The sequence below is a fragment of the Mesorhizobium sp. ES1-6 genome (assembly GCF_020164775.1).
Lineage (GTDB): Bacteria > Pseudomonadota > Alphaproteobacteria > Rhizobiales > Rhizobiaceae > Mesorhizobium.
The window spans coordinates 68322-93005 of the sequence record NZ_JAIUGU010000002.1 but is presented as its reverse complement, the minus strand read 5'-3'; the positions used below and the strand labels follow the sequence as shown (position 1 = coordinate 93005).

At 62.7% G+C, this 24684-nt stretch carries 23 protein-coding genes; 21 read left to right on the top strand and 2 right to left on the bottom strand.

What is annotated here, in order from left to right; translation table 11 throughout:
- Nucleotides 1-34 precede the first annotated feature (34 nt).
- From LB564_RS05220 to LB564_RS05190, 7 genes are all read left to right on the top strand, one after another.
- Nucleotides 35-997: a dihydrodipicolinate synthase family protein gene (locus tag LB564_RS05220; RefSeq protein WP_224535589.1), complete on the top strand. Its 963-nt coding sequence runs from the start codon at nucleotides 35-37 to the stop codon at nucleotides 995-997.
- Entirely contained in the window at nucleotides 994-1431 is a 438-nt protein-coding gene (locus LB564_RS05215) for a MaoC family dehydratase (protein ID WP_224535587.1), read from the top strand. Before LB564_RS05220 ends, LB564_RS05215 begins: the two co-directional genes overlap by 4 nt.
- Nucleotides 1428-3077, top strand: a complete 1650-nt coding sequence (locus LB564_RS05210; RefSeq protein WP_224535585.1) for a GMC family oxidoreductase — start codon at nucleotides 1428-1430, stop codon at nucleotides 3075-3077. Before LB564_RS05215 ends, LB564_RS05210 begins: the two co-directional genes overlap by 4 nt.
- The gene (locus LB564_RS05205) at nucleotides 3064-3846 is read left to right on the top strand and encodes an enoyl-CoA hydratase/isomerase family protein (RefSeq protein WP_224535583.1); all 783 of its coding nucleotides are present in this window, start codon (nucleotides 3064-3066) and stop codon (nucleotides 3844-3846) included. Before LB564_RS05210 ends, LB564_RS05205 begins: the two co-directional genes overlap by 14 nt.
- 95 nt (nucleotides 3847-3941) lie before the next feature.
- On the top strand, nucleotides 3942-5558 hold the full coding sequence (locus LB564_RS05200; protein ID WP_224535580.1) for a GMC family oxidoreductase: 1617 nt from the start codon (nucleotides 3942-3944) through the stop codon (nucleotides 5556-5558).
- Between the two features lie 108 nt (nucleotides 5559-5666).
- Nucleotides 5667-6455 carry a helix-turn-helix transcriptional regulator gene (locus LB564_RS05195; protein ID WP_224535578.1) on the top strand — a complete coding sequence of 263 codons (789 nt, stop codon included), beginning with the start codon at nucleotides 5667-5669 and terminating at the stop codon, nucleotides 6453-6455.
- Between the two features lie 80 nt (nucleotides 6456-6535).
- On the top strand, nucleotides 6536-7117 hold the full coding sequence (locus LB564_RS05190; protein ID WP_224535576.1) for an acyl-homoserine-lactone synthase: 582 nt from the start codon (nucleotides 6536-6538) through the stop codon (nucleotides 7115-7117).
- 65 nt (nucleotides 7118-7182) lie between these two features.
- Here LB564_RS05190 and LB564_RS05185 read toward each other — a convergent pair whose 3' ends face one another.
- Nucleotides 7183-8187, bottom strand: a complete 1005-nt coding sequence (locus tag LB564_RS05185; protein ID WP_224535575.1) for a LacI family DNA-binding transcriptional regulator — start codon at nucleotides 8185-8187, stop codon at nucleotides 7183-7185.
- Nucleotides 8188-8349: 162 nt separating this feature from the next.
- Between LB564_RS05185 and LB564_RS05180 the strand changes: the two genes are divergently transcribed.
- From LB564_RS05180 to iolG, 7 genes are all read left to right on the top strand, one after another.
- The gene (locus LB564_RS05180) at nucleotides 8350-9189 is read left to right on the top strand and encodes an SDR family oxidoreductase (protein WP_224535572.1); all 840 of its coding nucleotides are present in this window, start codon (nucleotides 8350-8352) and stop codon (nucleotides 9187-9189) included.
- Entirely contained in the window at nucleotides 9164-10690 is a 1527-nt protein-coding gene (locus LB564_RS05175) for a sugar ABC transporter ATP-binding protein (protein ID WP_224535570.1), read from the top strand. The genes LB564_RS05180 and LB564_RS05175 overlap by 26 nt, the downstream gene beginning before the upstream one ends.
- The gene (locus tag LB564_RS05170; protein ID WP_224535568.1) at nucleotides 10680-11696 is read left to right on the top strand and encodes an ABC transporter permease; all 1017 of its coding nucleotides are present in this window, start codon (nucleotides 10680-10682) and stop codon (nucleotides 11694-11696) included. Before LB564_RS05175 ends, LB564_RS05170 begins: the two co-directional genes overlap by 11 nt.
- Nucleotides 11693-12664, top strand: a complete 972-nt coding sequence (locus LB564_RS05165; protein WP_224535566.1) for an ABC transporter permease — start codon at nucleotides 11693-11695, stop codon at nucleotides 12662-12664. Before LB564_RS05170 ends, LB564_RS05165 begins: the two co-directional genes overlap by 4 nt.
- A gap of 169 nt (nucleotides 12665-12833) precedes the next feature.
- On the top strand, nucleotides 12834-13865 hold the full coding sequence (locus LB564_RS05160; RefSeq protein WP_224535564.1) for a substrate-binding domain-containing protein: 1032 nt from the start codon (nucleotides 12834-12836) through the stop codon (nucleotides 13863-13865).
- Nucleotides 13866-13936: 71 nt separating this feature from the next.
- Nucleotides 13937-15109: a Gfo/Idh/MocA family protein gene (locus LB564_RS05155; RefSeq protein ID WP_224536652.1), complete on the top strand. Its 1173-nt coding sequence runs from the start codon at nucleotides 13937-13939 to the stop codon at nucleotides 15107-15109.
- 15 nt (nucleotides 15110-15124) lie between these two features.
- A complete protein-coding gene (iolG, locus tag LB564_RS05150; RefSeq protein ID WP_224535562.1) occupies nucleotides 15125-16123 on the top strand; it encodes an inositol 2-dehydrogenase in 999 nt (332 codons plus the stop codon).
- A gap of 149 nt (nucleotides 16124-16272) precedes the next feature.
- Here the strand turns inward: iolG and LB564_RS05145 are convergent, their stop codons facing one another.
- Entirely contained in the window at nucleotides 16273-17070 is a 798-nt protein-coding gene (locus LB564_RS05145) for an IclR family transcriptional regulator C-terminal domain-containing protein (RefSeq protein ID WP_224535560.1), read from the bottom strand.
- A 191-nt stretch (nucleotides 17071-17261) separates the two neighbouring features.
- Here LB564_RS05145 and iolD point away from each other — a divergent pair, with 191 nt between their 5' ends.
- The 7 genes from iolD to LB564_RS05110 are packed head-to-tail and all read left to right on the top strand — an operon-like array spanning nucleotide 17262 to nucleotide 24672.
- Complete coding sequence (gene iolD, locus LB564_RS05140) at nucleotides 17262-19109, top strand: 3D-(3,5/4)-trihydroxycyclohexane-1,2-dione acylhydrolase (decyclizing) (protein WP_318012767.1); 1848 nt, start codon at nucleotides 17262-17264, stop codon at nucleotides 19107-19109.
- Nucleotides 19109-19945 (top strand): NAD-dependent epimerase/dehydratase family protein, encoded by an 837-nt coding sequence (locus LB564_RS05135; protein WP_224535556.1) that lies wholly within the window; start codon nucleotides 19109-19111, stop codon nucleotides 19943-19945. Before iolD ends, LB564_RS05135 begins: the two co-directional genes overlap by 1 nt.
- Before the next feature lie 11 nt (nucleotides 19946-19956).
- Nucleotides 19957-20934: a hydroxyacid dehydrogenase gene (locus tag LB564_RS05130; RefSeq protein ID WP_224535554.1), complete on the top strand. Its 978-nt coding sequence runs from the start codon at nucleotides 19957-19959 to the stop codon at nucleotides 20932-20934.
- On the top strand, nucleotides 20924-21694 hold the full coding sequence (locus LB564_RS05125; RefSeq protein ID WP_224535553.1) for an HpcH/HpaI aldolase family protein: 771 nt from the start codon (nucleotides 20924-20926) through the stop codon (nucleotides 21692-21694). Before LB564_RS05130 ends, LB564_RS05125 begins: the two co-directional genes overlap by 11 nt.
- 31 nt (nucleotides 21695-21725) lie before the next feature.
- Nucleotides 21726-22889, top strand: coding sequence for a Gfo/Idh/MocA family protein (locus LB564_RS05120; protein ID WP_224535551.1), 1164 nt, complete (start codon nucleotides 21726-21728; stop codon nucleotides 22887-22889).
- Nucleotides 22886-23806, top strand: a complete 921-nt coding sequence (locus LB564_RS05115) for a TIM barrel protein (RefSeq protein WP_224535549.1) — start codon at nucleotides 22886-22888, stop codon at nucleotides 23804-23806. Before LB564_RS05120 ends, LB564_RS05115 begins: the two co-directional genes overlap by 4 nt.
- The gene (locus LB564_RS05110) at nucleotides 23803-24672 is read left to right on the top strand and encodes an SMP-30/gluconolactonase/LRE family protein (RefSeq protein ID WP_224535547.1); all 870 of its coding nucleotides are present in this window, start codon (nucleotides 23803-23805) and stop codon (nucleotides 24670-24672) included. Before LB564_RS05115 ends, LB564_RS05110 begins: the two co-directional genes overlap by 4 nt.
- The last annotated feature ends 12 nt before the right edge of the window (nucleotides 24673-24684 follow it).

The window sequence follows — 24684 nt, the reverse complement described above, 5'->3', positions numbered from 1 at the left end:
GCGTGTGCGGCCGGGCTTCCAAGAGGAGAAAAGAATGAGCATGCCTGCATTCGACCCCAAGGGTGTCATCCCCGCCTGCCTGATGCCCTTTGACGAGGACCACGCAGTTGACGAGCAGGCATACCGCCGGCATCTGAACGATATCGCCAGCGTTGATGGCGTAGCGGCCATTGCGATCAACGGCCACGCCGCCGAGGTCCACGCACTGACCCTGGACGAGCAGCACCGTGCGATCGCGGTGACACTCGAGGAGCTGGAAAAATACAGCGTGCCCGCAGTCGTGGGCATCTACACCAATTCAAGCCTGGAGGCAGGGCGTATGGCGGAGCGGGCCCAGCAGGAGGGTGCGCACGGACTTCTGGTTTTCCCACCCGACTTCATGTCGCTGGGAGGACACCTGCGACCCGAGATGGCGACAGAGCATCTCAGGCACATAACCGGCGCATCCGATCTTCCGGTCATCCTTTTCCAGTATCCCCTCGTTTCCGGTCTCTCCTACCCTCTTTCGACACTCATTGACCTGTGTGTCCGCTTCCCTTCCATACGGGGCGTGAAAGACCAGATCGGCGACGGAAACCTGCACGAGCGGCAGATCCGCGAGCTGAGGAATCTGGACAGGCCGGTCCGGACACTGACCACGCACAGCGCCTGGCTGCTTGGCTCGCTGGCGCTGGGCTGCGACGGGCTCCTTTCAGGTGCCGGCAGTGTCATACCCGACCTCCAGGTGGCACTCTTCCGTGCTGTCCAGGCCGGCGACCTGAAAAAGGCACAGGCGATCAATGACAGGATCTATCCGATGGTTCGGGCCTTCTACGACGCGCCACTTCTCGACATGCACAACAGGATGAAAGAAACTCTTGTGCTGCTCGGCCGGCTTGATCGCGCCGTCGTGCGGCCACCACTGATGAAGCCACGAAACGAGGAGATCGCGAAGATCAGGAAGTTGCTGGTCGACGCAGGGATCACGGCAAACAGCGTCTATGGGTATGCTGCATGACACAGACGGACTTCTATCTCGGACCAGGCGATGAGGTGGTTCTCGAAAGGGACGTGACGGAAGCAGCCGTCGCCGCATTCGCAGACGTCAGCGGCGATCACTCGCCCAATCATGTAGACGGCGGCCAGATGTCGGGTTCGGCCTATGGCGGCCGGATTGCCCATGGAGCGCTGCTGGTCGCTTACATGTCAGCCTGTTCGACCGAAATCGTCGAGCGCGTGCCCGGCGTGCGCGCGACCGAGACGCCGGTCTCGCTTGGCTATGACCGCATACGGTTCCTCCTGCCGGTCTACATTGGCGACAGGGTGACGCTCCGGTACACGGTGCGCGATGTGGATACACAGCGCCGGCGGGCCCGGTCCGACATCACGGTCACCAACCAGAATGGCGATACCGTCTGTGTAGGCGAGCATATCCTGAAGTGGGTCCCGTGACAGACAGAGACAGCACATACGACTACATCGTGGTTGGCGGAGGCTCCGCCGGATGCACACTGGCTGCGCGTCTCTCAGAAGATCCCGCCTGCAGGGTCCTGCTGCTGGAAGCCGGGGCCCGCGACTGGAATCCGTATATTCACCTGCCGGTCTGCTACTACAAGACCACCAAGGGATCCCTCACCTGGGAGTTCGATCTTTCGCCCCAGTCACATCAGGGTGGCATCACGCCGGGCTTCACCCAGGCGCGAGTGCTCGGCGGAGGCAGTTCCATCAATGCGCAGGTCTACATCCGCGGCGTTGCCGCGGACTATGACGGCTGGGAAAAGACAGGGTGTACGGGATGGTCGTACCGGGACGTGCTTCCCTATTTCCGGAGCGCCGAGTCTAATGAAAGATTTTCCGGCCAGTATCATGGCACCGATGGGCCGCTCGCAGTCTCGGACCAGCGGCACACGCATCCGCTTTCGAAGGCCTTTGTCCAGGCCTGCCAGGAGTACGGCATGCCGTACAATCCCGACTTCAACGGGGAGCAGCAGCGGGGAGCCGGCCTTTATCAGGTGACCAACCGCAACGGACGCCGCTGCAGCGCGGCGGTGGCCTATCTCAGTGCCGCGCGCAAGCGGCCCAATCTTGTCATCCGCACCGGCGCTGCTGCGCGGCGCATCGTGGTGGAGAACGGGCGCGCAACCGGGGTCGAATACAGCGTGGGCAGCAGACCGGTCGTCGCCCGGGCCGATCGTGAGGTCGTTCTTGCTTCTGGCGCCATCGGCTCGCCGAAGCTGCTGATGCTCTCGGGGATCGGACCGGCCGGCCACCTTGCCAGTCACGGCATCAGGTCACTCGCAGACCTGCCAGGCGTCGGACAGAACCTGCACGATCATCTCGACATCTTCATGATGTACAATGTGAAGGGGCTGGAGACCTATGACGTCTACAAGAGCGTCTACCGCCAGATCTGGCCGGCCCTCCAGTACGCGCTTTTCCGCAACGGCCCGATCAGCGCGACTGTAGTGGAAGGTGGTGCGTTCTGGCCTGCGGATGAAAATGTCGACTCGACAGAAATCCAGTTCCATTTCCTCGCCGGCACCGGAATTGAAGCGGTCACTGACAGCAGTTCGACCGGGAACGGCTGTACACTGAACGCTTACCTGCTGCGGCCGCAGTCGCGTGGAGCGGTGACCCTGAAGAGCGCCGATCCCGGTGTGGCACCAGCGATTGATCCCAACTTTCTCGCCGAGAAATCCGATCTCGACTATACGGTCGAGTCCGTTCGGATCGGTCAGGAAATCATGGCACAGCCGGCCATTGCCAGATTCCTGTCCAGTGAATTCATGCCGGGTCCGCAGGTTAATACGCGCGCCGCTTACGAAGACTATGTGCGGCGGGAAAGCCGGTCCGGATACCATCCTGCCGGAACATGCAGGATGGGCCAGGACGATATGGCGGTGGTGGACCCGCAGCTGCGCGTTCGCGGCATCGATGGCCTTCGGGTGGCGGATGCCTCGGTGATGCCGCAGCTCGTTTCCGGCAACACCAACGCGCCAACGATCATGATCAGCGAAAAGGCCGCCGATATGCTGCGCGGCAACAGGGTCGCCCCGGCAGCCCCGGCCGGAGAGAGGTCCGGACATGCCGGGCGCTGAGGCGGATCTCGTCATCACCGAACGCCACGGTGGCGTTCTGCTTGTCACCCTGAACCGGCCCGGCAAGCTCAATGCCCTGTCGAAGGCGCTGCTGAAAGAGCTCGCAACCTGCCTGCGGGGTGCCGAACAGGATCCCAGCGTTGGCTGCGTGGTTCTTACCGGTGCAGGGCGCGCGTTCTCGGCAGGAGCCGACATATCGGACATGCTCGCCAGAGGCCTTGCTTCCTATGCGGATCCCGAACGTCTGGACAGCTGGCGTGCGGTCGAACAATTCCCGAAGCCGCTGATTGGCGCCGTCAACGGCTTTGCCATGGGCGGCGGGCTGGAGCTTGTTCTCCTGTGTGACGTCGTCCTTGCGGCGGAAACGGCGAAGTTTTCATGCCCCGAAATCAGGATCGGTTCATTTCCGGGCGACGGAGCCACGCAGCGGCTGCCCAGGGCAGTGGGCAAGTCCTTCGCCATGCAGATGATCCTGACCGGAGAGATGGTCGATGCGGGCCTTGCAGAGCGCAAGGGCCTGGTCAGCGAAGTGGTTCCGGACGACGGACTGCTCGAGCGGGCCCTGCAGCTGGGTAGCTCGATTGCCAGCAACTCGGTTGCGATCACTCCTTTCGCCAAACGTGCGGTCCAGGCCGCGGAACGGACGCCGCTCGACGAGGGCCTGCGTATCGAGCACGCGCTCGCGGTAGAGGCGTTTGCGATGGAGGACCGGACTGAAGGACTTCGGGCATTTGCCGAGAAACGGCATCCCGTTTTCCGCGGGCGATAGCGGCCCTTGGCCCGGGACGCCGGATGAAGGTTCCGGTGGGATGCCAGGCTCGGTCCGGGCGGCTACTGGCGGAGCAGTAGTGCAGGAGGAAACGAATGTGGGATTACATCATAGTGGGGGCAGGCTCGGCAGGCTGCGTGCTTGCCAGCAGGCTTAGCGAGGATCCGGATGTAAAGGTGCTGCTTCTCGAGGCCGGCAGCCGCGACTGGAATCCTATGATCCACATTCCCGGGGGCATAGGCAAACTGTTCGGTCCCGGGGTCAACTGGCGCTTCCACACCGTGCCGCAGGAACATCTGGACAACCGTTCGATCTGGTATCCGCAGGGCAAGACGCTTGGCGGCTCCAGCTCGATCAACGCGATGATCTACATCCGCTGCCAGAAAGAGGACTATGACAACTGGGCGGCGCTGGGGAACGGGGGCTGGGGCTATGAGGACGTCCTGCCCTATTTCCGCAGGTCTGAAGACAATGACAGGCTGGCGAACCGCTATCATGGTCTGGGTGGACCTCTTGCGGTATCTGACCAGGTAAGTCCGCATCCGCTGACCCGGGCGTTTGTACGCGCGGTCCAGCAGTACGGGCTGCCCTACAATCCCGACTTCAACGGCGAGACGATGTATGGCGCCGGATTCTATCAGGTCACCTGCCGCGACGGCCGCAGGCGTTCGGCGGCTGTTTCCTACCTTCATCCGGTGGCGGACCGCGCCAACCTGACAGTGAAGACCCATGCCAGGGTGACCCGCATCGTCGTCGAGAATGGAAAGGCAACGGGTGTCGAACTGGCAGATGGCCAGCGCTGCATGACATTGAAGGCGGAACGCGAGGTCATAGTCTCCGGCGGCGCAATCAATTCACCGCGCCTGCTGCTGCTGTCGGGCATTGGCCCCGCCGGTGAGCTGGAAGCACTGGGCATCCGGCCCGTTGCCGATCTTCCCGGAGTTGGCCGCAACCTTCAGGACCATCTGTGCACCAACGTGCATCTGACACTCAGGCAGCCTATCAGCTATGACGGACATGACCGTTACCCCAGGGCACTCCTGCATGGCATCCGCTGGCTGCTCTACCGCAATGGACCTGCAGCCTCGGTAATTGTCGAGGGCGGCGGTTTCTTCCAGACAGAGGGCGCCTCACGTCCGGATCTGCAGATTCACCTTGCACCGGCAACTGTCGTTCGAGGCGGGCAGACAGTTCTGCCAGACGCGCGCGGCTTTACGGTCAATTCGACTTTCCTGCGCCCGAGGAGCGTCGGGTCCGTCAGGCTGAAGTCAGCCGATCCCTCCGACGAGCCACTGGTCGACCCCAGGTACCTCAGTGATCCTCTTGACCGGGAGATGGCGCTTAAGTCGATCCGCATCATCCGAGAGGTCCTGGCCCAGAGCGAGATTGCAAGGTACATCGAGACCGAGCGTCTGCCGGGACCATCTGCCCGGACGGATGAGGAACTCATGTCCTATGTCCGCCAGTATGCCTGCTGTGACTATCATCCGGTTGGCACGTGCAGGATGGGCACGGATGAAATGGCTGTCGTGGATCCCGGACTGCGCGTGCGGGGGATTGCCGGACTGCGGGTCATAGATTCATCGATCATGCCGGTCCTGATCAGTGGCAATACCAACGGGCCGGTCATGATGATTGGCGAAAAGGGTGCAGACCTCGTCAGGAACAGAAAAACCGCCGAAGCCGTCCGGCCGGAGGCTGCAGTCGCCTGAGCAGGACGGCATCGGGAAGGGGCCAGGGGAACCGGCGTCAACAGATCCGGTCCGGACCGGAACACCCTGGCGGCCTGGCCGGGTGAAGCCCGCAGGTCAGACAGGACTATGGCTCGCAGACCGGAACGGCCCAACGCAGTTTTGACCACCGGAAACACCCGCAACTGGAGGCGACGGCTCGATGACACCTGCAGCGTTCTCGAGGGGATCCGCCGGAGCGGTTCGCCCGATGAGATCTGCAGGTCTCTGCTGGCATTTGCAGGCCGGTTCGGAGCAACAAACCTGCTGGCCGGTCAGATCCCTCAACCGGGCTCGTCAAGGAACGAGCAGCTCTCGCATGTACTCCTGGATGCCTGGCCGAAGGAGTGGTCGGTCCGGTATTTTTCGAACGGCTATCTCTACCATGATCCGACGATAGGACTTGTCTGTCGCGACAGTCCGCCGTTCCTGTGGAGAGATGCCTGCAGGCTTTCCGGCACGGGCGCGACGGGTGCCCGGATCATGGCGGAGGCGACCGAGTTTCGGCTCCGGGACGGAATGACAGTCGCTCTGAGAACAGTCGAAGGGATGCCGGTCGGCTTCTCTGTAGCCGGAGAGAGCCTCGACATCCCGGCAGACTATGGTCTGGTTCTCCAGCTGATAGCTGCCTTTGCGCTGGGCCATGCAATCTCGCTCGTCGATGGCAAACCGCCAGACCGTCCTGTCCGCCTGTCGACCAGGCAGAAAGACGTGCTGCGATGGGCGGCAGAGGGCCTTACCATCGAGGGCATTGCAGAGCGTCTGACAATAAGCAGGAACACCGTTGACACCCATCTGCGCGTCGTGCGCGAGCGGCTGGGAGTGGGCACCACCATCCACGCCGTTGCAGAGGCGCTCAGGCTTTCCCTGATAGATTGAAAAGCCTCACGGGATCACGTGATGCCCGAGTGCCGGCGGTTCCACCATATTCGGCCGATCTCAATCCTGGAGGACGGCCAATGCTCCATATCGTCACATCCGAAAACGCCGAAACCTATCGCCTCGAAATGGAACAGGCTTTCCGGCTTCGCCACAGGGTCTTTGTTGACGAGAAAGGATGGTCGGCGCTGCGCAGCGATGACGGCAGGGAAACTGACCGCTTTGATGACGCGCACGCAGTTCACATGCTCTACGTCGAGCAGGGCCAGGTGATCGGCTACCAGCGCATGCTCCCCTCGGTGCGACCGCATCTTCTTTCGGAGGTGCTTCCGCAGCTCTGTGAGGGAGATCGTCCCTCCGGTCCGAACATCTGGGAGTGGACCCGTTACTGTGTCGAGCCGGGCCGGCGCGAGCGCGGCCGCATGCTCAGCCCGGTCGCCAATGCCCTGCTTTCTGGGATCGTTGAATGGGGAATGGCCCGTGGTATCGACACGATCATCATCGAGATGAATCCGCTCTGGCTGCTGCGGCTGGTCCAGCTGCATTTTCGTGTTGTGCCGCTGGGACGCCCTCAGGTGATCGAGGGAGAAGAAACGCTGGCCGTAACCGCGGCCTTCGACACGGGAACCCTGGCCAGGCTGTTGCAGGCTCGCATGCCCTAAAATCGTGGGTGCGAACACTTCCGAAATTCTGGACACCCCCAGGCATCTTCTCTTGGGACAGGGGATCAGCCTTTTCTCCGCGTCGAACCGCGCGATACCAGTGTGCCCCGGAACCCGGTTGACTGGTCCCTGCCTGTTTCCCGTCCCATCAACAGGGCAATCAGTTCGTCTGCCATTGCCTCAAGCGGTTGCACGATGGTGGTCAGGTCATACTGCGCGGTCCGTGCCATCCAGATGTCGTCGACGCCGATAACGCCAAGGTCTTCGGGTACTGACATACCGAACGACCTTGCAGCGTCGATCACGCCAACTGCGACCTGGTCGTTGACGCAGAAGACAGAATCCGGCCGCACCGGGCCTTTCAGCATGGCCCTGGCCGCTGCGAGCCCCCGGTCATAGGTATTGTCGCCGGCATATTCTACCGACACCACCCGCAGACCATCCTCCGCAAGACGGTCCCGGAAGCCGGCGTGCCTGTCCAGTGATACCGAGACGCCTGGAAAGCCGCCCACGAAGGCTGGTGCGCGATATCCCTGGGCCAGAAGGTGCTGTGCCGCCATCTGCCCGGCATGCAATTCGTCAAGCGACACACTGAGCGTGTTCTGGATCCTCCTGTCGCTGCGTGCAAAAGCAACAACAGGGATGTTCATCTGTGCGCACTCGTATTCGATCTTCAGGGGCATGTCGGACGAGACGATCAGACCGTCGATCCGGTACTGCATGACGAGTTCCATGGCCTCGGAAAGGCTGTGATCCTTCGAGGCGTTGACCGTTATGGCGTGCAGGCCATGTTCCTGAAGCTTTGCGGTGATCAGTTCGAGGATCCGCAGGAAAATCGGATTTGTGAACTCCTCGAGGAGAATGCCCACCAGGTTCGAGCGGGTCGTTCGCAGGCTCCGGGCCATGGCATTGGGACGGTATCCCAGCTGCCTCGCGGCCTCGATGATCCGCTGCTTCTTGAGGGCATTGATGCTGCTGTGTTCGGTAAAGGCGCGGGAGACCGTCGACTTTGAGACCCCGGCCAGTCTCGCCACATCGACGGCGTTGGGCCTCCGGTTTGTCTGTTTCATCTGATCCCCTGAGTCTGCAGCTCGAAAGCTCTAGCACCATGTCGCGAGATTGTCGTGCCCTTGACGGATCAAAGAGAAATTGGTATCGATCCCAAAAATAGCGACATCCCATTGTGATTTATAATATAAATCTATTGGGAATAATCTCAAGGGTGAGGAAGCATGCAGTCGTTCCGCGGCAAGGCCGTCGTCGTTACCGGAGGCACCCAGGGCGTCGGGCTGGCCACCGCCCGTCTGCTGGTCCAGCGGGGGGCCTCGTCTGTAACGATCTGTGGCCGCAACACGGTCAATGGCAAGGCGGCAGAAGACGAGCTGCGGGGGCTTGGCGCTAGCGCGCTGTTCGTGCAGGCGGATCTTTCCCGGGCCGAAGACTGCTTCAGCGTGATCGATCAGTCCCAAGCGAAGTTCGGCCGGCTTGATACTCTCATCAACTGTTGCGGCGCCACGACCCGGGGCACGCTGGAGTCGACCACGCCCGATCTGTGGGACTATCTGTTCGCGGTAAACGTGAGGGCCCCCTTCCTGCTCATACAGCGCAGTGTTCCGGTAATGCGCAGCGGCGGCAGAGGCGGCACCATCGCCAACATTGGCTCGATCGCAGCCTATGGCGGCCAGCCCTACATAACAGCATACAGTGCCGCCAAGGCTGCGCTGCTCATCCTGACCAAGAACCTCGCCAATTCGCTGCGCTGGGACCGTATCCGGGTCAACGCTCTCAACATCGGCTGGACCGCAACGCCCACCGAACATGAGCTGCAGGCGAATTTCCACGGGCTCGGGCAGGACTGGCTGGAACGTGTCTCGGCCGCGCAGCCATTTGGCCGGCTGCTTTCACCCGAGGATGTCGCGAAGGCTCTTGCTTTCCTGGCCTCCGACGAGTCGGGCCTGATGACAGGTTCCATAGTCGACTTCGACCAGAGGGTAATCGGGGCCGCCGACGACAACCCGATCGGTGCAGACCGTCCGGAGCATGGCAATGATGTCGCCAGCACACATGCATAGTCCGGCCTACGCCCTCAGGGGCATCGGCAAGAGCTTCGGGGGAGTATTCGCCTGTCGCGATGTTGACCTCGAGGTGAACCCTGGCGAGGTGATCGCTATCGCCGGCGAGAATGGCGCGGGCAAGAGCACGACGGTCAAGTGTCTCTATGGCCTCTACGCGCCGGATGAAGGTTCTGTGGAGGTCGCGGGCCAGCGGGTGCGGATGGGCAGCCCCCGCGATGGCGAGGCCCACGGCATCTCGATGATACCGCAGGAACTCGACCTTTTTCCAGAACTGTCGATCGTGGAAAACCTGTTTGTTGGCCGTGACCGACCGCGCACGTTCTGGGGCGGCTTTGACTGGGCCGTAATGCGAAGACGTGCGCGGGAGATTCTCGCCAGCCTGGGCGTCAGTTTCGATGTGACCCTTCCGGTCAGGGCGCTTTCGGCTGCCAGCAGCAAGCTGGTCGAGATCGCGCGGGCGCTTAACCGTGAGGCACGCCTCATCATCATGGACGAGCCGACAGCCGCACTGACGGAGCGCGAAGCAGAACGACTGTTTTCCGTGGTTAGAGGACTGACCGCAAAAGGCGTCTCCATCATCTACATCACGCATCGGCTAGATGAGATCTTCCAGATCAGTGACCGTATCGTCGTGCTGCGCGACGGCGGGATGGTCACCTGTGGCCCGACCCGGGATTTCACCGTCGCAAGCCTGGTCCAGGCCATGGTCGGCCGCGCGCTCGATCAACTGTATGCGCGCCGGCATCACCTCATCGGTGCCGATATACTTTCGGTAGAGGCACTTTGCCGGACGGGCAGCTTTCGCGATATTTCCTTCACCCTGCGCGCGGGCGAGATCCTTGGTATTTCCGGCCTTATCGGCGCCGGACGCAGCGAAGTGGCCCAGGCGATCTATGGATTTGATCCAGCAGATTCGGGCACTATCGTCATTGACGGCAGACCGGTGAAAATCCGCTCGGTCAAAGCAGCTCTTGCTCACGGGATCGCCTATCTGCCTGAAGAGCGCAGATCGCAAGGATTGATCCTGCCGGAGTCGATTGCAGGGAACATCAGCTTTGCAATTCTCGATCGACTTTCGACCATGGGATTTGTTGCCAGACGCCGTGAGCGCGCATTCGCCCGGGAATCCTCAAGGCGCTTCAGAATTGTTGGCGCCGGACTGGAGGCGCCGGTCGAGGTCCTTTCTGGCGGCAACCAGCAGAAGGTCCTGCTGGCCAAGACCCTGGCATCGGATCCGCGCATCATCATCCTGGATGAACCCACGCGCGGCGTCGACATAGGTGCAAAGGCCGAGATCTATTCGTTGATCGAAGGCCTGGCGCAGGCAGGCAAGGCCGTAATCCTGATTTCCTCCGAGATGAACGAGGTGATCTCGCTTTCGGATCGGATCCTGGTGATGCACGAAGGATCCATCACCGGCGTATTCGACCGTGACGGATTTTCCGCCGAAGCCATCGGGGCCGCTGCCGCGGGTCAGGAATACTCCCATGTCGCATAGTGCGCTGTCCCATGCTGCAGGCATCACCACACGTATCCGTCATTTCGTGGCCAGCGCGTGGCAGTCTGCCCTGCACAGGCCTGAAGCGCCATCGGCAGCCTTTCTTGTCCTGCTGGTCGTGGTGCTTTCGGTTGCGACGCCGGGCTTTCTTTCGGCCGCAAACCTGCGCGGCATCGTCGAGCAGGTGGCAGTCGTTTCCATTGTCGCACTCGCCGTCAACCAGGTCATCCTGGCTGGCGAGATAGATGTTTCAACGGGGTCGGTGGTGGCTGTCTGCGCCTTCGTCTACGGCAATATCGCGGATCTGTCCGGCGGATCGCTGGTGCCTTTACTTGGTGCACTGGCAACCGGGCTTCTCCTCGGGCTCATCAACGGCGCTGTCTCCACCTACGGAAGGGTACCGTCGATCATCACCACCCTCGGTGCTCTCTTTGTCTATCGTGGACTGGTATTGCTGCTTGCGGGCGCACAGGTTCTCAACCTTGCAGCCGGCTCCCGCGATTTTGGTCAGGGAAGCCTGCTTGCGATCCCGGTCGCGATCCTGGTTCTGATCGGGCTTTGCCTGGCAATGGACATTCTGGCACGCCACACGACCCTGGGGCGGAATGTCTACGCCGTCGGTGGCAATCCGCGCGCCGCAAGAATGATCGGCCTGCCTGTCAATCTTGTGCGCACGTCTACCTTTGCGCTCACCGGTCTCTGCTGTGGTCTGGCAGCATCCGTGATGATCGGCCAGATCGGCCAGCTGCAGGCGACTGCGGCGACGGGCCTTGAACTGAAGGTCGTAGCTGCCGTGGTTCTTGGCGGAACAAGCATTGCAGGTGGCAAGGGCTCGACATTCGCGCCCGTGGTCGGAGCCCTCCTTGTTGGCGTCATCCTCAACGCGATGACGCTCAATCGCGTGCCCGGCACGTTCGAACTGCTCGTGCTTGGAGCACTCATCCTGCTTGCCGTCAGCGTGGAGGGCATCCGTTTGCGCTTCCAGGGCAGGAGACCGGTCGAATGACAACTGTCACCCCGGCGAACCCTGCGCGCGTGACACGGTGGCAGATCAACCGTGCTGCCGGCCTGTTTCTCTTCTTTGTTGCCCAGATTGCCATAACCAGTGCGCTTTCCCCCGGATACTTCAGCATCGACGGGATGCTGGATGTGACGCGCCAGTTTAGCGAGTCCGGCATCGTCGCGCTTGGCGTGACGCTTGTGATCATCACCGGTGGCATCGACATCTCCGTCGGCGCCCTGCTTTCGCTGGTCTCGGTCACCATTGGCTTCAGCTATCAGGCAGGCTTCCCGCTCTGGGCAGCGATCGCGTCGGGCATCGCCGTCGGCACACTTGGCGGGTTTTTCAACGGCCTGCTGGTTACGGCGCTACGCCTGCATCCGCTTGTCGTCACGCTTGGCACTTTTGCACTTTTCCGCGGCATTGCCTTCGCGGTCTCCAACGCCCGTGCCGTGTCGAGCTTCCCGTCCTGGTTCGCCATGTTCGGGCAAAGCTGGATCTCCGGCATCGTCCCTGTCCAGCTGATCGTGTTTATCGTGCTGATATGCGTGGTCGGCATCGTGCTGGCGAGGAGCACCTTTGGCCGCTACGTCTATGCAGTGGGCAACAACGAGCTTGCTGCCCGGTTCTCGGGCGTGAATGTCAGCGCCGTCAAGATTGCCGTCTATACCCTGGCCGGGTTCCTGGTCGGGATTGCCGGTCTCATCCAGACGTCACGGCTTTCGACGGCGCGCGGCAACGCCGGATACGGGCTGGAATTGATTGTCATTGCGATGGTTGTCCTCGGCGGCACCAGGATCACTGGCGGCTCGGGAACCATCGCCGGCACGGTCATGGGTGTCCTTATCCTGTCCTATCTGCAGGACGGCCTGGTTTTCGCAGGCATCAGAAGCGATGCCGGTCTGATCGTCATCGGCCTGTGTCTGGTGACAGGCGTGTTCCTCAACGAGTTCTTCAGAAAAGACCGGGTGTGAGCCAGGGCTCGCGTGAAGGGAGGAGGCGCCAGGGACAGACAGGGAAATGGGGAGGCAGGCCGGACGTTCCGGCACTTTCGATCGACGTTGCGGCCGGCACACCGTGTGAAAGCCTGCCAGCCGCGCCACGTCGTATGCATAGCCTATCAACGCAATGGGAGGTTTAACCGTGAATCGTTCTCCAGTTCAAACAGTTTCGCTCGCACGTCGCAAAGTGCTTCTCGGCCTGGGCGCCGCCTGCGCTGCCATGCTGCTTTCGTTCGCCGGCGCGGGATCCGCATCGGCCGACGATATCGTCATCGCCATGATGCCGAAATTTACCAGCGATCCCTACTTCGTGGCAGCCAACAAGGGGGCGCAGGAGGCAGCTGCCGAGCTTGGCGTCAAGGTGGAGTTCAATGGCCCGGTCGACGCCAATGTCGCCGCGCAGTCGGACCTCATCGACAGCTGGATCCGGCGCAAGGTCTCTGCGATTGCCGTCTCGGCCAATGACCCCGATGCTCTTGTCCCGGCGATGAAACGCGCCCGGGACGCAGGCATCAGGACGATGACCTGGGATGCCGATGTCGGCGCAGAGGGCCGCAGTGTCTTTCTCAACCAGGCGACATTCCCGGATATGGGCCGCACCATGGTCGAAATGATGGTCCGCGATGCGGGGACGTCCGACGGCGACTTCCTGGTCATCACGGCGGTGCTGACGTCACCGAACCAGAACCGCTGGATCGAGGAGATGAAGAAGTACGCGGCTGAAAAGTACCCAGGCATGAAGTTCGCGGCGGTTCTTCCCGGCGATGAGGATCTGGAAAAAAGCAAGAATGTCGCGCTCAGCTACCTGCAGGCCAACCCTGGCACGAAGGGCGTGTTCTGCGTTACCGGCATCGCCACGCCAGGCGTGCTGGAAGCGGTCAAGCAGCTTGGTCTTGTGGGCAAGGTGACCGTGACCGGGCTCGGCGTTCCGAGCCTCATCAAGCCTTATCTGAAGGATGGCTCGCTGAAGGAAGCGGCGCTCTGGAACCCCATCGATATCGGCTATGGAGCCATCTACATCACCAAAGCGCTGCTGGACGGCAAGCTGGATCCGGCTTCTGGCGTGGTCGAGGCAGGCCGGCTGGGCAAGCTGAAGTTCATTTCAAAGGACACGGTGCTCCTCGGCGACCCTTACATCTTCACCAAAGACAATGTGGACAAGTTTGATTTCTGAGGTGCGGCGGCGGCCTCCCGCGCAGGCGGGAGGCCATTTTTTTGGCAAAGGGTTTTGGATAGAAGGCTGAGCTGCTCGAGCAATTTGGTCGCCGGCTTCGCATAGGGCTGGTCGGCGGTGGCATGGACTCGGTCATCGGCAGGACCCACCTGGTTGCCATGCGCGTCGACGGATTCTATGAACTGGTTGCGGGAGCGATGTCGGTCGATCCCGCGATCGCCCGCCGATCGGGCGCGGCCGCTCTTCTGGATGCCGGGCGTATCTACACCGACTACCGGCAGATGGCCGATGCGGAATCGCGAAGGCCCGATGGCATCGATGTCGTGGCGATCGCGACACCGCCACAACTTCATTTCGATGTGGCGAAGACATTCCTCGAAAGAGGCATCGACGTCATCTGCGAAAAGCCGGTGACGGCAAGCCTGGCGCAGGCGATCGACCTGGCGGCCGTGGTGCGCGAGCATGACCGGCTTTTCTGCCTGACCCATTGTTACACCGGCTATCCGATGGTCAGACAGGCAAGAGCGATGGTCGCTGCCGGCGAGCTCGGTCGCCTTCGTCTTGTCGAGGCGGAGCTCTGCGCTGGTGATCCAGGCGTCAGTGTCGAGCCGGCAGACCCGGCCCAGAGACACTGGCGGTTCAGGGCGGATTCGATGGGAAAAGGCGCGATCCTGGGGGAGGTCGCTTCCCACGCCCACAATATCGCGACATTCGTCACCGGCCTGAGCATTACGGAAGTGGCTGCCGAGATGTCGACCTTTGTCGAGTGCCGGGAGGTGTTTGACAATTCATATGTCACTGCCCGTTTCAGCAACGGCGCACGCGGCCGTATCTGGGGCAGCTATGTCGCTGCCGGCAATGACCATGGACTGTCTTTCCGGGTCTTCGGCGAGAAAGGAGGGCTGACCTGGGTACAGGAAGATCCTGAAGTCCTCTGGTTCAAGCCAATAGGCAGGCCCGCCGTAAGGCTCGCGCGGGGATATGACAGCCTGTCCAGGGAGGCCGAAGAGGCAACGCGGTTCCGGCCGGGCCATCCCGAGGGATATGCGCTGGCCTTTGCAAACCTCTATTCCGACTTTGCCCGCGCCATAATTGCAAGGCGTCTTGGCCATCCGCATCAGCACTACGTTTCGACCCTCCCGGGCATCGATGACGGAATTGAAGTCATGGCGCTGATCGAGGCGGCGATGGCTTCCCAGCAGGACGGCGGCACCTGGAAGCCGGTCGCCTGCTCCACACCATGATCAGACGAGGAAATCATGAAATTCTGTGTCTTTGGCGCCGGCCGCATGGGCGAACGCCACATCGCAAATCTCGCTGCCAGCAGCCGGGCCGAGCTTTCTTACGTCGTCGATCCCGATCTCGATCGCGCCACCGCGCTTGCAGCAAAGTTCGGCGCCAGGGCCTCAACCACTCCTGACGGCCCGCTCAGCGACCCGGCCGTCGATGCGGTCATCATCTCGTCGGCGACGAACACGCATGTCGACCTGATCATCGCCTCGGCGAAAGCGGGCAAGGCGGTTCTGTGCGAGAAGCCGATCGACCTCGACATGGCGCGTGTGGATCAATGCGCCAGGGCGATCGAGGGGTGCGATGTTCCGGTCATGATCGGCTTCCAGCGTCGTTTCGATCCCACCCATCGCGCCGTTCATGCGGCTGTCGCGGGCGGTGAGGTTGGCAAGGTCGAGGTGATCTCGATCATCAGCCGGGATCCGGGACCGCCGCCCTATTCCTACATCGCCGTTTCGGGTGGCCAGTTTCATGACCAGATGATCCATGATTTCGATCTTGCGCTCTGGCTCTCCGGCGCATCCGGTCAGGTGGAGGTCTTTGCCATGGGCTCCAATCTGGTCGACGCGGAAATTGCCCGGCATGGCGATACCGACACGGCGCAGGTACTGATGCGGTTTGAAAACGGCGCCTTCTGCAAGATCGACTGCAGTCGAAGAGCTGCCTATGGCTATGACCAGCGGGTCGAAGTGTTCGGGTCTCTCGGGATGATTTCATCGGGTAACCTCCATCGCACCGCGATCGAGCGGACCACTGCTGCAGGTGTGAACGCCAAGGACCTGCTGGCGCCGGATTTCCTGGCCCGCTATCTGCCGACCTATGCACTGGAACTCGACGCATTCATCGACGCCGTCCAGAACAGGACCAGGCCACAGCCGGACTTTGCGGCCGGACGCAGGGCGCTGGCGCTTGCCGATGCGGCGCGTCAATCCCATCGGGAAGGTCGCGCCGTTACGGCCTCAGTCTGACCGTTCCTGGCGCAGGCGAGGCGGGCTCAGATCACGCACAGCTGCTGACCCTCCTGGCGTTGACTCTCTGGCTTCGCACCGACCGCCCGACATCTCGAGAAGCTCGCCTCGAGCAGGCAAGGTCAGGAGGCTTCGGCAAGGAACGAGGTTCACAGGGATGCCCATCCTCTTTCCTGGAAGTCGCGAAAGACTCCTTCGACTTCACGGGCGGCTTCGCGAAGTCGGGGCAGGACATTGCTGGTCAGATCCTCGGGTGACAGTCTGTCTCTGTGTGATGCGACGCTCATTGCGGCGACGACGCGACCGCTCCTTTCGCGCAGAGGTACGGCGATCGAAATCGTGCCGTTCTCCATTTCGTCGATCGCCCTTGCAAAGTCCGCCTGCCGGGTTTCGTCCAGTCTCGTCTTCAGGTCACCGACATCCGTCACTGACGCCGGGCCCTGCTTTTCCAGCACGATCCCCTCGAGGCGCCTGTCGAGCTCGGCGACAGGAAGGGAGGCAAGGAGCATCTTGCCGCTGGCGGAACAATAGGCGGGCAACCGGTCGCCGACACCAAGGCGCGACGTGTAGACGCGTCGGGTCGAGTCCCGGCTGACAAACATGATGTCCAGTCCTTCGAGAACCGAGATCGAGCACGGCTCATTGACCCGGTCCGCCAGCGCCACCACGATGGACGCTGCGGCATTCCAGACGCTCGTTCGTCCCAGGACGCCGCGTCCGAGGGAGAGCACCTTCGGCGTACCCCCATAAACCCCGCGCTCCTCCCTGACGTAGCCGAGACTCTCAAGGGTAAGCAGGACTCTCCGGGCCGCAGCCCGGCTGACGTCCATTGCATGCGCGACCTGGGTGCACGTCAACGGGGTATCGGCCTCGGCAAGGCGTTCGAGGCAGGCAAGCCCCCGCGCAAGGGTCTGGGCAAAGTCACGCTTCTGAATGTCGGTGTCCATGAGGGCGATAAATCTCACAAAAGGCCCGACCCGTCAATGTGCGTTTATCGCACATCTGCGCGACATGTTGACAGCGCGAGTGGAATATGGGAAATGGATCTCGCCAGACGGCAAACATGCGCACGCGATCGATTCACGAACGCAACGCCGCCGTTGCGAGCGGTTGTCCAGGAGTATCCGCGGAGGAAATGATGAGTGTGGTTCGGCTGACGCTTGCGCAGGCCATCGTGCGGTTTCTGATCGCGCAGAAGATCGAGGACGAGGGGGAGGTTCTTCCGCTTTTTTCGGGCGTGCACGCCATCTTCGGTCATGGCAACGTCACGTGCCTGGGCTCGGCGCTGGAAGAGGTCCAGGACCGGCTTCCGACCTATCGCGGGCAAAACGAACAGTCGATGGCGCTTGCCGCGGTCGCCTATGCCCGCGCCCGCCGTCGCAAGCAGATCCACGTCTGCTCGGCCTCGGTCGGCCCGGGGTCGTCGAACATGGTCACGGCCGCTGGCGTGGCTATGTCCGACCGCCTTCCTGTGCTCTTCCTGTGCGGCGACACCTTCGCTTCGCGCCTTCCCGACCCTGTCCTGCAGCAGGTCGAGCATTTCCACGACATGTCGCTGACTGCGAACGACGCCTTTCGAGCCGTGTCATCGTTCTTCGATCGTATCACCCGCCCGGAGCAGATCCTCACCTCGCTGCCGCAGGCCGTGGCACTGATGCTCGATCCGGCGGCTTGTGGTCCCGCGACCATCTCGCTGGCGCAGGATGTACAGGGTGAAGCATTCGACTACCCGGAAGCCTTCTTCGTCGAGCGCCTTCACCGCATTCCGCGATACCCCGCGGCCGAAGATCAGATCGAGGCGGCAATCCGCATGATCCGCGCGTCGAAGCGACCACTCATAATAGCCGGCGGGGGCGTCCACTACTCGGGTGCCACGGGAGAGCTGGCTGAGTTCAGCGACCGCTTCGCGATCCCGGTCGCTGAAACCATCATGGGGCGTTCGGCCCTGTTGCACGAACACCGGCTCAACCTCGCTTCGATTGGTGTCATGGGCGGCACCGCGGCCAACGCCATCGCCGGCAAGGCCGACCTGGTTATTTCGATCGGCACGCGGATGGCCGACATGATCACTGGCTCATGGAGCGTGTTTCGCGATCCGGATGTGAAGTTCGTCGCGCTCAACGCCAACCGCTTCGACGCCAACAAGCACATGGCCCAGCCGGTGATCGGCGACGCGAAGCTCTCGCTCGCGGCGGTCGCGGCGGGTCTGGGCGACTGGTCAGCCCCTGCCGCCTGGGCCGAGGAGGCGGTCCTGGAGAAAGCGCTCTGGGACGAGGTAATCGATAAACGCACGGGACCCACGAACCAGGACGTGCCCAACTACCCGCAGGTGATCGGAGCGCTGCAGCGCAACGCCAGGACTGACGATGTCATCGTTACCGCGGGCGGCGGCCTGCCCGGCGAGCTCTACTGCACCTGGAAGTCAATTGGAATCGGCACTTTCGAGTCCGAATACGGGTTCTCCTGCATGGGTTATGAAATAGCCGGTGCGTATGGCCAGAAGATCGCCAGCCCGGGCCGGGAAATCTTCGCCCTGCTGGGCGATGGCTCCTACATGATGCTGAACTCGGACATCTATTCCTCCGTTCTCACCGGGAACAAGATCATCTGCATCGTCTGCGACAATGGCGGCTTCGCGGTCATCAACCGGCTGCAGGTCGGCAAGGGAGGCGCGGAGTTCAACAACCTGTTCGCCTCCTCAAAGCGCAGCGGAGAGGTTCCCCGCATCGACTTCGCGATGCATGCCCGCTCGATGGGTGCCGGGTCCGAAACGGTTGCTACAATCGAGGAGCTCGAGGCTGCGATAGGCCGCGCGCGTGCCAGCGACCGGACCTACGTCATCGCCATGCGCACTCATCCCTACGAGTGGATGGACGGAGGTTCGTGGTGGGACGTGGGCATGCCCGAAGTAACTGAACGTGCAACGATCGCAACTGCGCGGGACGCGCAGGAGGATCAGCGCAGGTTCCAGCGCATGGGCGTGTGATGGGCGCTCTCCTCCCGCGCCGGCACGTCCTCCTGACGGGCGCCACCGGCAACCTCGGCCAGAAGGCAGCGGCGGCGCTTCAGGCGGTCAATGGCCTGGAACTGACCCGCATCGGCCGCAACGGCGCCAGTGACCCGGCGGTCGTGACCGCCGACCTGGAAACGTATGACGACCGTTGGGCGCGGCATTTCGAAGGTATCGACACCGTGCTCCATCTTGCCGCGGATCCCCGCGCGGCCGGCGGCTGGGAAACGGTCTCACGCCTCAACATCGACCTCGCGCTCAATGTCATAAGGGCTGCCCGGCATGGCGGCGTAAAACGCTTCGTGTTCGCCAGCTCCAACTGGGTTCTCGGAGGGTATCGCTTCGGAGGCGAGACGCTGACGGAGGCCCTGCCACCGTGGCCTGTCAACCCCTACGGGGCGTCCAAGCTCTTTGTCGAGCGGTACGGAAGAATGGTCAGTGACGATACCGGCATGGCGTTCCTCTCGCTGCGGATAGGCTACTGCCAGCCGGGCGATAACATGCCCGGTCCGCACATGGCCTTCGGGCTCTGGGGCCAGCAGATGTGGCTTGGCAACGAAGACTGGGCCCAGGCCGTTACGAAGTCCGCGACCGCAGAGTTTTCCGGCTTCCATGCAATCAACGTGGTCTCGGCAAACGACGGCATGCGGTGGAGTCTGGCCGAGGGGCGGGACGCCGTCGCTTACGCGCCCGTGCAGAGGCATCAGCCGACCATGACGCTGCCGGTCCGGGTCAGGGACGCGGCCGCGCGCTTCCGTGAAAGCTTCTTTCCGTCCGGCGCCGCGACGCCGGTCTTCGGCAGCCGCTGGTGAGATCGAAAGCCATGAAGAAAATCCTTGTCATCCAGCCGCTGCGCGCCGAAGCACTCGCGCTCTTCGAGGAGCGGAGCGACGTCTCCTACGAGGTCGTGACAGATTTCTCGAAGGAGAACCTGATCGCCCGCGTTGCAGACGCGGTCGCGATAACAGTTCGAGACGCGCCGTTGCCCATGGAGGTTCTGGCCGCGGCTCCGAACCTTCGGATCGTGTCGCGTCACGGAGTCGGTTACGACAACATCCCGGTAGACTACTGCACCGGACGGGGCGTGCCGGTTACGGTCGTGGGCGACGTCAACGCAATCTCTGTCGCCGAACAGACGATGTTCCTGATGCTGGCCGCGGCACGGGGCGGCATCCGGCTGGATGCGGCCATCCGGGCCGGAGACTTCGGCGCCCGGTCGCGGCTTATCGGTGTCGAGCTCCGGGGCCGCACGCTGCTCATCGTCGGCTTCGGCCGGATCGGTCGCGAAGTCGCCAGGCGAGCGACTGCCTTCGGAATGCATATCCTGGTGCATGACCCCTTCGCCTCGCGTGCCGATCACGCCGGCGCGCGCTTTGTCGAGCGGCTTGAGGATGGCCTCGCCGCCGCAGATATTCTGACCCTTCATGTCCCCCTGTCGGAAGCCACCCACCACCTGATCGACGCGGCGGCCCTGAAGGCGCTGAGACCCGGCGCGATCGTCATCAATGCCGCGCGCGGCGGCATCATCGACGAGGCGGCCCTGGTCGAGGCGCTGGAAACTGGCCATGTCCGTTCGGCAGGGCTGGACACGTTTGAGGTTGAACCGCTCCCGACCGTCCACCCCTTGGTCGATGACCGGCGCGTCGTCCTCAGCCCGCACTCCGCGGCCCTCACGGAAGAATCCCTTCTGGCGATGGGGATTGTGACCGCCCGTAATGCGCTGGCGGGCATTGATGGGGTTCTCGATCCGACCCTCGTCGTCAACCCCTCCGTCCTGAAGGTCGCGACTGATGCGCAGTAACAACATCCGCGACGTATGGGCCAGCGGCGGGGCGGCGGTCTGCGCGTGGCTATCGATCGGCAACAGCTACACGGCGGAGATCGCCGGATGGGCTGGCTACGACTGCGTCCTGGTGGATCTCCAGCACGGGATGACGGGGGTAGAGACCATGATCTCGATGCTGCAGGCGATTTCAGCGACCCCGGCCACCCCGATCGTGCGTGTCCCCTCCTGCGACCCCGCCCTGATCATGAAGGCGCTCGACGCCGGTGCGTTTGGCATCATCTGCCCGATGATCGACAGTGCCCGCGATGCCCGGACCTTCGTGGCGGCAACGCGTTATCCGCCGCTTGGGAACCGGAGCTTCGGCCCTGCACGCGGCCTGCTCTACGGCGGCGCGTCCTACCCTACCTATGCCGACGCCTCGATCGTGCGGCTTGGCATGATCGAGACCCTCAAGGGGCTGGAGGCCGTTGACGAGATCTGCGCGGTAGAAGGTCTGGACGGGATTTTCGTGGGTCCCAACGACGTTGGGCTCGCGATGGGCAAGGGCACACTGGGGGACCCGACGGACGAGGCGGTAAGGGCAGCAATCCTGCTTTGCCTCTCCTCGGCCAGGGCACACGGCAAGCATGCAGGGATCTTCTGCCCGTCCAGCGCGGTTGCTGCCCGGCGCAGCGGTGAGGGTTTTGATTTCGTCGTTCCCAACAGTGAAGCAAACCTTCTGAAGTCGGCGTTGGCCGCGGAAGCACGCGCGGCCCGGCAAACTGTCCGCAATTAACAACGGGAAAACCCATGGCGCGCATCGCACCATGTGCCTCCCTCCTGGAGAAGCCAAAGTGACTGTAATCAAAGTAGGCCTTATCGGCGCAGGATGGATGGGACGGGCCCATGCGGCCGCCTTCGAAGGTGTGACCCGGATTTTCGGTACCGGTCCCGCGACGCTGAAGATCGTGGCGGTGGCCGACGTAAGCGAAGAGGCGGCGAAGGATTTCGCGCAGCGCTTCGGCGTCGGGTCCTTCACTACCAGCTGGCGCGACATCATCAACGATCCCGACATCGACGTGGTCGACATCACGACGCCTAATGACGTCCACTCCGAGATTGCGCTTGCAGCGATAGCCGCCGGCAAGCATGTCTACTGCGAAAAACCGATGGCCAACACGGCGCGCGAAGCGCGGGCAATGCACGAGGCCGCGCGAGACGCCGGTGTCGTGACACTGGTGGGCTTCAACTACCTCTGCAGTCCGATCCAGGCCTATGCCCGGCAGCTCATCGAGACCGGTGAACTCGGCGAGATCTTCCACTTCCGTGGAACCTTTGACAATGACTACATGGTCGAGGAGAGCTTCCCGTTCACCTGGCGAACTGACGCGCAGGCCGCTGGCAGGGCAGGCGCGCTCGGCGACATGGCGAGCCACGTGCTCAGCCTCGCGCACTATCTGGTCGGCGAGGTCACCGAAGTCTGTGGCGCGCGGCAGATCCTGCATGCCAGGCGCAGGGACGCGAAGGGAAACGAGCGGACTGTCGAGAATGACGACCTCGCCCACTTCCTGTGCCGTTTCAGAAACGGGGCATCGGGATACCTCGAGGCGAGCCGCATCGGCACCGGACGCAAGCTCTATCTGTCTTACGAAATACAGGGCACCAAAGGCGCCCTGCTGTTCGATCAGGAGCGGATGAACGAGCTCAATCTCTACCGGGTATCCGACAAACCGGCCGAGCGTGGCTACAAACGCATTCTCGCTGCGCCACAGCACCCGGACTATGCGGCCTTCTTCGGGCTTCAGGGCAATCCGCTTGGCTACAACGACCTGAAGATCATCGAGGCACGCCGGCTGATCGAGGCCGTCGCCTCGGGCAAACCCTGGGTCGCCGACTTCGAGTTTGGCTATGTGGTGGACCGCGTTGTCGAGGCGGTTCTGGTGTCCGCAGAGGAACACCGTTGGGTCACGACTGAGGAGATTGCCCGATGACGGCTTCCTATCGACTGGCAAATGCCCCCTGCTCCTGGGGCGTCGATTTCGCCGACCGGCCGGAGAACCCTGCCTGGATACGGGTTCTGGACGAGGCGGCAGCCGCGGGCTTCGCGGCGATCGACCTCGGGCCAGTGGGCTTCTTCCCGACCGATACCGCGCGCCTCGCCGACGAACTGGCGAGCCGAAACCTGAGCCTTTCCGCGGGCGGGCTCTTCGACCCTCTGACGGATCCAGGCGCCTTCGCCGATGTAGTCGACAAAACCCGGCGCACCTGCACCATACTCAGGGAACTGGCGGCGCCGCGGCTCATCATCATCGACTGCGTGTCCGACAGACGTGGCATGTTCGCCGGTCGTCCGGAGCAGGCGCCGCGCCTTGGCGCCGGGGACTGGAAGGCGATGATGAGCCGCATCGTCGAACTGGCGAAGATCGCGCGCGACGGTTACGGCGTTACATCCTACCTGCACGCGCATGCCGGCTGCTACATCGAATACGAGGACGAGCTGGACCGCGCCATGGCCGACCTGCCTGATGATCTGGTCGGGCTCTGTGTCGATACGGGCCACTCGGCTTACGCGGGCATCGACCCGATCAGCCTGATCAGGCGCTATGAGGGCCGGGTAGGCCACATGCACCTGAAGAACATTGACAAAGGGGTGCACGCAGCCTGTGTCGCCGAAGGCATCGGCTTCTTCGACGCGATCGCCAGAGGCATCTTCTGCCCCTTGGGCAAGGGCGTCGTTGATTTCGTTGCAGTCCGCGACGCGCTCACGGACATCGGGTACGGCGGCGTGGCTGTGGTCGAGCAGGACGTGGACCCGACGGGCGATGCCTCGCCGCTCGACAACGCGCGGGAAAGCTTCACCTATCTCGCCTCGATCGGGATGGCTGCAGGGGCAGGGGCAGGGGCGTGACCGCGACCTGCGTTGTCGACTGCAGAAACACCCTCGGCGAAGGCTGCGTCTGGGACCCCCGGGATGGCCGGCTGTACTGGACCGACATCGCCGAGAGCCGGATCTACCGTCTGGATGCTAACGGGGCCGTGACCGTGTTTCCCCTGCCCGAACGCGCGGGGTTCGTTCTTCCGCGCAGTCGACCGGGCTTCGTCATAGGCCTGGCGAGCCGCATCGCGATCTGCGACCCGGCTTTCCAGGTCTTCGAGACGGTCGCCCTGATCGAAGAGGGCCTGCCGCAGACACGGGTCAACGACGCTGCCGTCGATCCCTTCGGCGGGGTCGTCTTCGGGACTTTCGACGAGCGCGGTCGCAAGCCCGTGGCGGCGCTTTACCGCTGCTCGCCCGAAGGCGACATCAGCCAGCTGCTGTCCGGCGTCACGATCAGTAACGGCATCGCCTTCTCGCCGGGCGGAGATATGATGTACTTCGCCGACACGCATGAGGGAACGATCCGGCGGTTTCACATCAGCTCCCTGTCATGGGAAAACGTGACCGAGGTGGCCCCGCTGGCCGGTCCGGAGGTTGCCGCCGGGCGGCCGGACGGTGCGGTTGTCGACGCCGAAGGTGGTTACTGGAACGCCCGGGTCTGGGGAGGCTGCCTCGTTCGCATTGCCCCGGACGGAACCGTCTCCGAAACCATTGCGCTTCCCACCAAGGGACCAACCTGCGTGATGCTTGGCGGCAGAGACGGCCGGACGCTCTACGCCACCACATTGCGGGTCATGCATACTGACGACGAGCTGCGGGCGGCGCCCTTCGCGGGAGGACTCTTTGCCGCCCCGGTAAAGGTGCCGGGAGTACCCCAGCGCCTCGCCGCGCTCTGATCGAGAAGCAAG